The following is a 12,504-nucleotide window of genomic DNA, read 5'->3' as shown; positions in this document are numbered from 1 at the left end:
AACCAGCTGCAACTCCTGCTGCAACAAACAAAGACGTGCTGGCTACTCCTAGCGTACGCAAATTTGCACGTGAGCAAGGTGTAAACATCGCACAAGTGAGTGGCTCCGGCAAAAATGGTAAAATCACTAGAGAAGATGTAGAAGCTTTCAAAAATGGTGGAGGTCAAGCGGTTGCACCAGCAGCGAAAGAAACTTCAAAAGCGCAAGAACCAGCTAAAAAAGAAGCGAAAGCTGCAGCGCCATCCGCACCAGCAGCAGATCCGCGTGCTGAGGAAGAGCGCGTACCATTTAAAGGTATCCGCAAAGCGATTTCCAACGCTATGGTTAAATCGGCTTACACAGCTCCACACGTTACGATTATGGACGAAGTGGACGTAACCGAGCTGGTTGCTTTCCGTACTCGTATGAAACCAATCGCTGAGAAGAAAGGCACAAAAGTAACATACCTGCCATTCATCGTAAAAGCATTGGTTGCAGCTTCCCGTCAATTCCCGGCTCTGAATGCCTCGATCGACGAAGAAGCAAACGAAATCGTCTACAAAAAATACTACAACATCGGGATTGCTACAGATACAGACAACGGTCTAATCGTTCCTGTAATTAAAGATGCTGACCGTAAGAGCATCTGGATGATTGCTGATTCCATTCGTGATCTGGCTGTACGCGGTCGTGATGGTAAACTGGCTGCCAATGAGATGAGAGGAAGCACTATTTCTATCTCTAACATCGGTTCCGCAGGCGGTATGTTCTTTACTCCAATCATCAACTTCCCTGAAGTTGCGATCTTGGGAACTGGCCGTATCAGTGAAAAAGCAGTCGTGAAAAACGGTGAAATTGTTGCCGCTCCTGTAATGGCCCTTTCCTTGAGCTTTGACCACCGTATTATTGACGGTGCTACTGCTCAAAACTTCATGAACTATATCAAACAGCTGCTCGCTAATCCTGAGTTGCTTGTTATGGAGGTGTAATCAATGGTAGTAGGAGACGCTTCTCTGGATATTGACACATTGGTTATCGGTGCGGGTCCTGGCGGCTATGTAGCTGCTATCCGTGCTGCACAATTGGGACAAAGCGTATTAATCGTTGACCAATCAGAGCTGGGCGGTGTCTGTCTGAACCGTGGATGTATTCCTTCCAAAGCTTTGATCTCTGCAGCTCATCAATATGAAGCTGCCCAACACGGCGAGTCTTTTGGTATTACTGCTGAGAACGTAAAAGTTGACTTTGCTAAAACACAAGAATTCAAAAACAGTGTTGTTAAGAAAATGACTGGCGGCGTAAGCGGTCTGCTCAAAGGCAACAAAGTAGAAGTTTTCAATGGTGAGTGCATGTTCATCAACGAAAACGAAGCGCGTGTTTTCAACGAACATGAATCACCACGCTACCGTTTTAAAAATGCGATTATCGCAACTGGTTCCCGTCCAATCGAATTGAAACCATTCCCGTTTGGCGGACGTATTCTGTCTTCTACAGAAGCGTTGAACCTGCCTGAAATTCCGAAAAGCCTGATCGTAATTGGCGGTGGATACATTGGTGCAGAGCTTGGACAAATGTACTCCAAATTCGGTTCCAAAGTAACAATCATTGAAGGTATGGATACCGTTCTTCCTGGCTTCGACAAGGATATGACTTCGATCGTAGCGAAGAGCATGAAGAAAACTGGTATTGAAATCTTCACTGGTGCTAAAGCGGAAAGTGCAGAGCAAACAGATAAAGACGTAACGGTGAAATTCTCCGTTAACGGCGAAAGCAAAGAAGTAACTGCTGATTACCTGCTTGTGACCGTTGGACGTCGTCCAAACACAGACGGTGAACTGGGTCTGGATCTGATCGGTGTAGAACTGGATGAGCGTGGAATGGTGAAAGTTGACCACCAAGGACGCACTAGTATTCCTCATATCTTTGCAATCGGCGATATCGTTGCTGGTCTTGCTCTGGCTCACAAAGCTTCTTACGAAGGTAAAGTGGCTGCTGAAGCGATCGCAGGAGAACCGTCTGTAGTAGACTACAAATGTATTCCGGCTGTTGTTTTCACAGATCCAGAATGCTCCAGCGTAGGCTACACTGAGACACAAGCTAAAGAAAAAGGCCACAATGTCAAAGTCGGCAAGTTCTCTTATGGAGCAAACGGCCGTGCCGTTTCCCTGAACGCTACTGAAGGCTTTGTTAAAATCGTAGCTGACGCTGACACAGGTCTGGTACTGGGTACGCAAATCGTAGGTCTGGAAGCTTCCAACCTTATTGCTGAGCTGGGTCTGGCAATTGAAATGGGTGCTACACTCGAAGATATCTCCTTGACTATTCATGCTCACCCTACATTGGGCGAAATCGTTATGGAAGCAGCGGAAGTCGTGCTGGGTCATCCGATCCATGCATTGGCACCACGTCGCTAATCCCAATTCATTATCTCGTTTTTGATTTTCATACATGGAAAGAGAGGCAAGGAGCGCTATATCTGCGTTCTTTGTCTCTTTTTTTCATATTTTAGGATTTTCAGGACGACGATGAAAATTCACACAGTAGATAGTCAATAATGTGTAGTCCATGATAAACTAAATATAGATATGGGTGCAGAATAGCAGCTCTTTTCTAGATTAGAATTTGACGCTGCTGGCTTTGGAATATCGGATGCTGTTCGTGAACGTGAAATGGTTTTAACGTTCAGTTACGTCCGGATTTTATGAATGCCGGTGTTTATTTATGCTTAAAGGAGAGAAATAAAGTGCGCAATTACTTGGAACTGCTGGAGGATATATTGGAGAATGGAGTGAAAAAAGAGGACCGTACAGGGACGGGAACACTTTCTGTTTTCGGAAGACAGCTCCGTTTTGATCTGTCCAAGGGTTTTCCCTTGGTGACAACGAAAAGAGTACATTTAAAATCCGTCATCCATGAGTTATTGTGGTTTTTACGGGGAGATACTAACATCTCTTATCTCAAAGAGAACGGGGTTACGATATGGGACGAATGGGCAGACGAGCAGGGGAATCTGGGACCTGTGTATGGCTCACAATGGCGTGCGTGGGAAACAACAGACGGACAACATATCGATCAGATTGCGAATGTCATTGAAGCGATTAAAAACAACCCGGATTCCCGCCGACATATCGTCAGTGCTTGGAATGTGGCTGAAATCGATTCAATGAAGCTCCCGCCATGCCATTTTGTATTCCAGTTTTATGTGGCCGGAGGGAAGCTTTCCTGTATGCTGACCATGCGTTCAGTCGATACCTTCCTTGGTCTTCCTTTTAATATCGCCAGTTATGCATTGCTTACGCATATGGTTGCACAGCAGTGTGGTTTGGAGCCGGGCGAATTCATTTGGTCCGGTGGCGATGTACATATTTATTCAAATCATATGCAACAAGTGCATACGCAGTTGGAGCGTGATCCTTATCCATTGCCTCAGATCAAAATCCTGCGTAAACCGGATTCGATATTTGATTATACGTACGAGGACTTTACTTTTGAGAACTACGAATATCATCCGGGTATCAAGGCGCCAGTCGCTATCTGATTTGGGGGAGCTGTGAGTTATGAGCATTTCGATGATCTGGGCGATGGCACAAAACGGCGTCATTGGCCGGGATAACAGCCTTCCTTGGCGCCTGCCGAGAGATATGGCGTTCTTTAAGGAGCAGACGATTGGTAAAACCGTACTCATGGGGCGCAAGACATGGGAATCCTTTGGCGGAAAAAGCCTGCCCAAGCGGCGTAACGTTATTTTGACCCGTGATCAGAGCTATCTGGCGGAGGGCGCAGAAGTGATCCATTCTCTGGAAGAAGGTCTCCAATTGGCGGCGCAGGAAGAACTGATGATCATCGGCGGCGCGGAGATTTATTCACTGTTCTGGACACATGCTGATCGGTTAATTGTAACCAGGATTGATGAGATTTTCGAGGGAGATACGACTTTTCCTGAGCTGGATTGGAATGGCTGGAATGTAGTCAGTGAGACTCCCGGTGTCAAGGATGAAAGAAACCCGTACGACTACCGTTTTGTCGTTTACGAGAGGACGAAGTAAGATTGGGGTACATCTGACCTCGCTCATTTGAAAAATTAATGAACCATATAAAAAATCCTTTTGGCTGTTGATGCAGAAAGTTGCATAAGTTTTCATTACTTTTGCGCTGTATTGTGATACAATAAATCAAATTCAACGAGAATAGACCCTTTCATGATACAAACAGACAAATTCGAATTTGACTTGAGTTCGGATGGGTGAACGGGGTTCATAAGCGAAGAGATGGGGGAACGTAACATGTCTACACCAACTGGATTTATGGAATACACACGACAGCTTCCTACAGACCGGGATCCGGCAGAGCGTATTAAGGATTGGGAAGAATTCCATAAGCATATGTCCGAAGAAGAGCTGCGTACCCAAGGGGCACGTTGTATGGACTGCGGAACTCCTTATTGTCATACGGGGATGGACATCATGGGAGCGACTTTGGGCTGCCCAGTTCATAATCTGATTCCGGAATGGAACAATCTCGTATATCGTGGTTTGTGGAAGGAAGCGCTGGATCGGTTGCACAAGACGAATAACTTCCCGGAATTTACTGGGCGTGTCTGTCCTGCGCCATGTGAAGGTTCCTGTACGGTCGGCCTGATCGGGCAATCTGTTACGATCAAGACGATTGAGGAAGCTATTATCGAAAAAGGCTTTGAGGAAGGCTGGGTTGTCCCTAATCCGCCTGAAAAGCGTACAGGCAAACGGGTAGCTATTGTCGGCTCTGGTCCCGCAGGACTGGCTGCTGCTGCGCAGCTTAACAAAGCAGGACACAGCGTAACTGTGTACGAGCGCGCGGATCGTATTGGCGGGCTGCTGATGTACGGCATTCCTTCCATGAAGCTGGACAAAAAGGTCGTTCAGCGTCGTGTGGATTTGCTGGAGGCGGAAGGCATTCAGTTCATTACGAATACCGAGATTGGAAAGGATATTCCTACCGATCAGCTGATTGCTGAGTATGATGCGGTTGTACTGTGTGGTGGTTCCACAAAGCCGAGAGAATTCAACATTGAAGGTAGCGATTTGAATGGCGTTCATTATGCGATGGATTATTTGAACGGTACCATCAAGAGCTACCTGGATTCCAATCTGGAAGATGGCAATTATTTGTCCTCCCAAGGTAAGGATGTTATTGTAATCGGTGGTGGTGATACAGGTTCGGACTGTGTGGCTACTTCGTTGCGTCATGGTTGTCGAAGTGTTACACAATTTGGTACACATGCCAAAGCTCCTGTGGAACGTGACCCTATTGCCAATCCTTGGCCACAATTTCCGAACGTGTACACTCTTGATTATGCACAGCAGGAAGCGAAGGCGATATTTGGGGAAGATCCGCGTGAGTTCTCCATCATGACCACCAAGTTTGTAGGTGATGAGAACGGTAATTTGAAAGAGCTGCACACGATTCAAATTCAGCGTATTGTGGATGAGACAGGTCGCAAGATCTATCAGCCTGTTCCGGGTACGGAGCGCGTATTCCCGGCACAGATTGCTCTCATTGCGATTGGATTCGACGGTCCTGAGCAAACAATTGTGGAGCAAATTGGTTTGGAAACTGATCGTCGTTCTAACGTTAAAGCACGTTACGGGAAATATGTTACGAATGTAGATAAGGTTTTTGCTGCTGGTGATATGCGCCGCGGGCAAAGCCTTGTTGTGTGGGCCATTAATGAAGGTCGGGAAGCTGCACGTGAGGTCGATAAATACCTGATGGGCGCTACCGTTTTGGTGTAAATATAAGTTATATATTAGTTGTCCAGTCAAAGCTCCATCCTCGGATGGGGCTTTGTTGCGTTTAAAGGACTAGCGTGCTCAGGTTTGTAAAATGCGGAGAGATAACCATTGAATTACGAGATTTTTCTAAAACATTATTTGTTATCATTGTATGTAAAGCGATGTAAATTTAATGTCATATAATATGACTTTATTAAAATCTCAAATCTCCAAGTCTGTTTTATACAGCGATCATAACATAAAAACAGGAGTGAAGTGTAGCTTTTTTATTGAATAATGAAATTATTTTATGAAAATGATCAAAAATTTGTTTTATATGTTATATATAATTACATAAATATAACTCGTATGGTTATGTGGGGAGTGATTTTAGATGAAAATTCATTTAAATCATCTTTCTTTATAGCTCTTTTACATAGACCTTATAGATAATGACAGTAACTATTATCGTTACAAGGTTTCGTAAATCATCACCTGAGAGAATGATGGTATCTATGGTATAATACACGTATATTGTTGGAGCGCTAGACCAAGTGAATGGACAAAGGAGCTTTCGCCGGGAGAAGGCTCCTTTTGCATGAGGCCCTGCCTGTATTTCATTTACCTTTCGTTTATTACGTGTGAGCCAGGGAAGGGAAGCAGAAGGCCGTCAGGAAGGAATGGAATATGAATGAAGACGTTAATTATTGCTGAAAAACCGGATATGGGACGCACTATTGCGGCTGTTATGGAGCCAAGGGCCAAAAATAACCGTACCTATCTGGAGGGGGAGAAATATATTGTAACTTGGGCGATCGGTCATTTGCTAGGTCTCGCTGAGCCGGATGCATACGATGCCAAGTACAAACGCTGGAATATTAAAGATCTTCCTATTATCCCCGAGCAGTTTAAAATTGTACCGAATCCGAAAACAAAAGATCAGCTGAAAATAATTGGTGAGCTGGCCAAACGCTGTAATGCAATCGTGAATGCTTGTGATGCGGGGCGAGAGGGGCAATATATTTTTGCCTTGATTCAACAGCAGTTAAAGCTGCGTCAGCCGGTCAAGCGACTATGGATCTCAGATTTAACGGCGGAGAGTATTGCGGCAGGCTTTGAACGCTTGCGAGATGCATCGGAGTTTGAATTTCTAACTCAGGCTGCGCGGGCACGAAGTGAGGCAGACTGGTTGATCGGTATGAATGCTTCCAGAGCCTTTACAACACGGCATAACGCGTTATTGTCGGTCGGACGGGTGCAGACTCCTGTACTGGCATTGATCCATGACCGTGAAAAGGAAATTGAGGCGTTTCAGTCTCAAACCTTTTATGACGTGTGGGCAGAGTTTAAGCAAGATCAGACCAAGTATAAAGGTGCGTGGCAAGGAGATCGGCTGACCAAGCCAGAAGAAGCTGAGGCGATAGCAGCGGCAGTTCGCGGAAAAACAGGTGAAATCACAAAATATGATACGAAGCAGACGAAGGAATATCCTTTCAAGCTGTACGATTTGACACTGCTTCAACGTGAGGCGAATGCCAAGTATAGTTATTCAGCTAAAAAAACGCTGGATGTTGCACAAGCGCTCTATGAGCGGCATAAGGTCATTTCCTATCCGCGTACCAATTCCAACTATGTAACGGAGCAAAATATAGACGGCATGCATAAGGCGCTTCGTATGCTGGGCACAGGTCCTTATGCTGATCTGGTACAGCAAGCGAACCCCAATTTGGTCCATAAACAGAATAAAGCTGTCTGCAATCCAGCCCGTGTTGAGGATCACCATGCTATATTGCCAACACTGAAAAGACCGGGAACGCTCAGCAAGGAGGAACAAAATGTATATGACCTGATCATCCGCAGGTTTTTGTCACATTTCTTCCCGCCTGCCGAATATAAAATGCATACCGTGATGACCCAAGTGGACAAGCATCTGTTCAAAACAAGCATTAAGGAGCTTCTGTCCTTGGGCTGGAAAGTAGTTCTGAGCAAGGCTGATCAGGATAAAGGCAAAAAGAGCAAAGCACCGAAGAAAGAGGAAGAAGAGGAAACAGACGAATGGACGGACAAAAAGTTTGAGATTGATGCAGGCCGTCCGGTGGATTGTATTCGCGCCGAGATGAAAGAGAAGGCGACACAGCCGCCTAAAAGCTACACAGAGGGCACGTTGCTAAAAGCAATGGAGAGTGCAGGCAAGCAGATGGAGAACGAGGAATTACGTGAGGTCATGAAGGATGCTGGATTAGGTACGCCTGCGACACGTGCTGCTACGATTGAACGGTTGAAGAAGGTAGGCTACATTGAAATGAAAGGCAAAAAGATTCTCGTTACGGATAAGGGGAAAATGGCAATTGACCTGATCCGCAACGCGGGGGTCGACCTGCTAGCTTCGCCGGAGATGACAGGACAATGGGAACGCCGTCTGCATCAAATTTCCAAGGGAGAAGCTGCCCAGGAAAAGTTTATGGATAACGTTAAAAAGTTTACGTTATCCATCATTGACAAGGTGAGGCAGCAACCACCGGCTCCAGCAAACGCTTTTGGTGAGGAAGCGAGGGGCAAACGCTCGGGTAGTAAGGGAGCCACCCGTAGTGGAGGAGCAAGTGGAAGCGGAAGCATCACCACCCAAGGGGCTGCACGCGCTCCGTCACGACGTACCAACAACTCGGGCGAAGCATCGTCACCGGAGCAAGTACTATCGAGTGCAGGAGGGCGTACTGCATCGGGTTCAGTCGGGAGTAGCTCAAGCACGAGGGCAGCGCGAGCTTCGTCCGCCGAGCCGTTGGGCACTTCGCCGGGCCAAAGGCAGACTTTAGGCAGCTGCCCGCGGTCGAATTGCGGCGGGAGCATTATTGAAGGCCGCAAAGGATATGGATGCAGCCACTACAAACAGGGCTGCGGCTTTGTCGTCTGGAAGGAATACGCTGGTAAGCAGATTACGGAAACGATGCTCAAATCTCTGTTGACGAAGGGGCAGACACAGCTGCTATCTTTTAAGCGCAAAGATGGATCGACCGTCAAAGCAAGAATTGTTCTGAATGAACCAGGTACAGGGCAACTTAGCGTTCGTGAGGAAAACTGATACTTGCACAGGGTATGATTTTCGGCAGATTGAAAAAGAAGGCCTTTTCTAGCTATCATCAGATGATTTCTGAGTTCATCAGGAGTCATCTTTTTTATGTTTCGCACCCCAAAATTCCCCATAAGAGATGCTTGTATAACATTTTATTAAACATTTGTAAGCTTCCAACCGATAAAACAAATAAGGGTTATGCAAAAGTATTTTTTTAAAGTAGTTTATAAAGCAGACTTTATGCATAGCGTTCAAAAAACTTCCCATGGCGGACTGTGCAAACCAGGAAGAAAAGTTATGTTTGTGCTTTAAAACGTGAACGCAATCGTTTCACATGAAAATTTTTTTACGGGAGATGATGGAAGGATCGTGGAAGTGAAAACGGCAAATGTGGCAGGCTCACTGCAATTACGTAAGCTGGGCAACTCGGATTTAAAGCTGTCACCGCTGGGGCTTGGGTGTTGGCAATTCAGCAATGGAAAAGGGATAGTAGGGAAATTCTGGCCAGTGCTGCGGCGGGAGGATATACGGCAAATCGTACAGACCAGTTTAGAAGGTGGAATTAATTGGTTTGATACCGCTGAAGCATACGGTGGCGGACAGTCTGAACAGCTACTGGCCGGCACGCTGAATGAGATCGGAGGACCGCTCGCGGAACAGGCGAATATCGCTACGAAGTGGTGGCCGGCCTTTCGGACCGCAGGTAGTATCACTGCAACGATTGATGAACGTATTCGCCATTTGGATCAACGGACGATTCACCTCTATCAGGTGCATTCGCCTTACTCTTTTGCTTCGGTTGGCGCCGTGATGAATGCGATGGCTAAACTGGTTGGGCAGGGAAAGATTAAATATGTGGGCGTAAGCAACTTTTCCGCGCAACAAATACGTGAAGCCGATCGTGTGCTGCGTGAGCACGGCCTTCGCCTAGTTTCGAATCAAGTGAAATACAGCCTGCTCGACCGGAGAATCGAACAGAACGGAATTCTGGACACGGCTAAAGAGCTTGGTGTGGCGATCATCGCATACTCTCCGTTAATGCAGGGGATCTTAAGTGGGAAATTCCATAAAAATCCTTCTCTAGTCAAGTCGATCAAGGGTCCGCGCAAGTGGACGGCGGCATTCCGGGATTCGGGGCTGCGGAGATCGAAGCCGCTGATTGAAACATTGGAACAGCTGGCTCAACAATATAACGTGTCGCCAACGCAGATTGCTCTGAATTGGCTGATTAACGCTCACGGAGAGAACGTATTTGCGATACCTGGGGCTTCAAAAGTACATCATGCTGAGGAAAATGTGAAGGCGATGCAGTTTACCTTGACAGCCGGTGAAATTGAGATGGTCAGCCATGTTTCCAACCAGGTGCTGAGATCGAAGTAACCGTGGCAAAAACACTGGAATATTTCGTTGGAAAATGAACTTCGCCTGTACGCTGTCTAACATTTCTATGACCAGGGCGATATTGCCCATGTGCGCTCCTTGACGCTTGGTTGACATTAATGCTTTGTTCACAGGCGCGACATTTCTTGCAAGGACAAGGACATTCTTTTCTTTGGGGTGCTACGCTTTGTGACTAGACCCTGGATATATCCTCCACAGTAAGCTTACTTGTTCTTAATCATTCCAACTACACTCACTAAGTAAAATGAACTGGAGTTGTCGGATGACAGAAATTTAGTGGCTTGCTGAAGTATTTTAATCGGCAGCTAACAACGTATTGTGAAACTATGTCAAGATAAATGTTTTGAGAACCCAAGGTCAGCTCCTACCGAATGTAGGAGGAAGAAGCATAAGAGCATACTCAAAAGATGTAAAAAAATATACGAAAGTAATTCCCGTTAATCGTAAACACCTCGAAAGTGGTGGACACAAAGCCATGGGTCTAAAGCTGGATTAAACAGCCATGATTGCCAGGTTGCCGAAGGAAACCGGGCGAAGTCTGCTGTCTGTTCCTGTGTTTTTTCTATGGGAACAGGCTTCTTTTATTTGTAGTGGAAATGATTTTTTGGAATATGGAGTAGAACGCATGAAATGATTAACAAACGGAGGGGATTTTATGCAAACGAGCGTAATAAGTTTCAAGGAGTATCCGTTAAGTTCCTATCAGAAAGATATATGGTTCGAACAGTGCATGTACCCTGGAAAGCCTATTTACAATATCGGTGGGTATGTTGAGGTTAAAGGAAACCTGAATACAGCTATCATTAGGCAGTCCATGCAGTTATTAATCACACAGAATGATTCTCTGAGTACCCGTTTTATTGATAAAAAGGGAGAGCCTTATTTAACATTTTTGCCGGAAGCTGACTATGAAGTTGCGTTTCATGATTTTTCGGTAAAGGAAAATCCAAACTCTTTTTGCATCAACTGGATGAAAAATGAGTTTTTAAAACCTTTTCAACCAGAGGACTTCTATTTTCAATTTGTTTTGTTGAAAGGTGCCCCGAACACATACTTCATTTTACTTAAAGTTCATCATTTGGTGATCGACGGGTGGGGATTTGCTCTCTTAATCAGTCAAATGTTTGACAATTACAATAAATTGGTGCAAGGAATTGGCGAAATGAACAGAACGGTCTATTCCTATGCTGATTTTATTTCCGATAATCAGAATTATCTGAATTCTCCGGCCTTTTTAAAAGACAGGGCGTTCTGGCAGAACAAATACCTGACCATTCCCGAGCCTCTGTTGAGCAGAGGTATGGATGTCGATGATGGTGACGGCGATTCCGTTTGGAGTGATCGGCGAACCTTAACTATAAACAAGGCGTTATACAATCAAATGATTGAATTTTGCAAAGAGGAAGGATGCTCGTCGTTCCACTATTTTTTAGGCATACTGTTCCTGTATTTCAGCAAGATTTGCAATCGGAACGAAATGGTGATCGGCGTCCCGGTTTTTAATCGGAGCAAAGCGAAATATAAGCAGACTATGGGACATTTCGCCAACGTGCTGCCGCTGCGGATCAGCCCCGAGAAAGATATAAGCTTCAAAGAACTGATTAAGAGCATCAAACGTGAGCTTATGCAATGCTATCGTCATCAGAAAATGTCTTTCGGTGAAATTTACCGGGCGGTTTACGAGAACAGCAATGAGAAAGGCAAACTGTTTGATATATCGCTTTCTTTCGAAGAACAGGAAACGAGAGAAGCATTGATCGGCGCAGCAAGCCGGATTGTAAGTATGCCGCATCATCATGAAAGAAATGCACTCAATCTCCTGATATGGGGACAAGAAGGTGAAGCGGATGTAGCCGTTAATTTTGACTATCAGATACAGGCCTTTGAAAGATTCATCCCTATTGAGAACGTTATTTCCCACTTTGAATATTTATTTGCTCAAGTCATGGAGCAAAGTGAAACTCTTATTTCGCAAATCGAAATCGTGCCAGAGGAAGAAAGGAGTACGTTAGTTCGCGGTTTTAACCATACGGAGGCGGAATATCCAAAGGATCACACGATTCAGGGACTGTTTGAGGAACGAGCGGAGCAAAGAGCAGATCATCCGGCTTTGGTCTGGGGAGAGCAAACGCTGACCTACCGGGAACTGAACGAGCAGGCGAATCGGCTGGCCACAGTCTTGAGAGAGCATGGAGTGAAGCCGGATGATATCGTCGCCATCATGGCGGAGCGTTCCATGGAAATGGTCATAGGCATCCTGGGAACACTCAAAGCGGGCGGAGCCTACCTGCCGATAGATCCGAA

General features: G+C 45.7%; 8 protein-coding genes and 1 riboswitch. All 8 genes read left to right on the top strand.

Going from position 1 to position 12,504, the window contains the following annotated elements; all coding sequences use genetic code 11:
• Window positions 1-968, top strand: a 968-nt coding sequence (locus C1I60_RS19995) for a 2-oxo acid dehydrogenase subunit E2 (protein WP_252361804.1), incomplete at its 5' end; no start/stop codon positions are given.
• A gap of 3 nt (window positions 969-971) precedes the next feature.
• Window positions 972-2,393: a dihydrolipoyl dehydrogenase gene (lpdA, locus tag C1I60_RS19990; RefSeq protein WP_137063289.1), complete on the top strand. Its 1,422-nt coding sequence runs from the start codon at window positions 972-974 to the stop codon at window positions 2,391-2,393.
• 329 nt (window positions 2,394-2,722) lie between these two features.
• Window positions 2,723-3,517, top strand: a complete 795-nt coding sequence (thyA, locus tag C1I60_RS19985; protein WP_137063288.1) for a thymidylate synthase — start codon at window positions 2,723-2,725, stop codon at window positions 3,515-3,517.
• 19 nt (window positions 3,518-3,536) lie between these two features.
• Window positions 3,537-4,025, top strand: a complete 489-nt coding sequence (locus C1I60_RS19980) for a dihydrofolate reductase (protein ID WP_137063287.1) — start codon at window positions 3,537-3,539, stop codon at window positions 4,023-4,025.
• 237 nt (window positions 4,026-4,262) lie between these two features.
• Complete coding sequence (locus C1I60_RS19975; RefSeq protein WP_137063286.1) at window positions 4,263-5,750, top strand: glutamate synthase subunit beta; 1,488 nt, start codon at window positions 4,263-4,265, stop codon at window positions 5,748-5,750.
• A gap of 670 nt (window positions 5,751-6,420) precedes the next feature.
• Complete coding sequence (locus C1I60_RS19970; protein WP_137063285.1) at window positions 6,421-8,808, top strand: type IA DNA topoisomerase; 2,388 nt, start codon at window positions 6,421-6,423, stop codon at window positions 8,806-8,808.
• Between the two features lie 360 nt (window positions 8,809-9,168).
• Entirely contained in the window at window positions 9,169-10,179 is a 1,011-nt protein-coding gene (locus C1I60_RS19965; RefSeq protein ID WP_137063861.1) for an aldo/keto reductase, read from the top strand.
• A gap of 453 nt (window positions 10,180-10,632) precedes the next feature.
• A riboswitch (cyclic di-GMP riboswitch) is annotated at window positions 10,633-10,722 on the top strand.
• A 133-nt stretch (window positions 10,723-10,855) separates the two neighbouring features.
• Window positions 10,856-12,504: condensation domain-containing protein (locus C1I60_RS24970; protein ID WP_212734493.1), on the top strand; the 1,649-nt coding region annotated here is incomplete at its 3' end.

Source organism: Paenibacillus terrae, from assembly GCF_005217525.1.
Classification (GTDB): Bacteria; Bacillota; Bacilli; order Paenibacillales; family Paenibacillaceae; genus Paenibacillus; species Paenibacillus terrae_C.
Note: the sequence above shows the minus strand (reverse complement) of the source record. Positions and strands in the feature narration are given on the sequence as shown.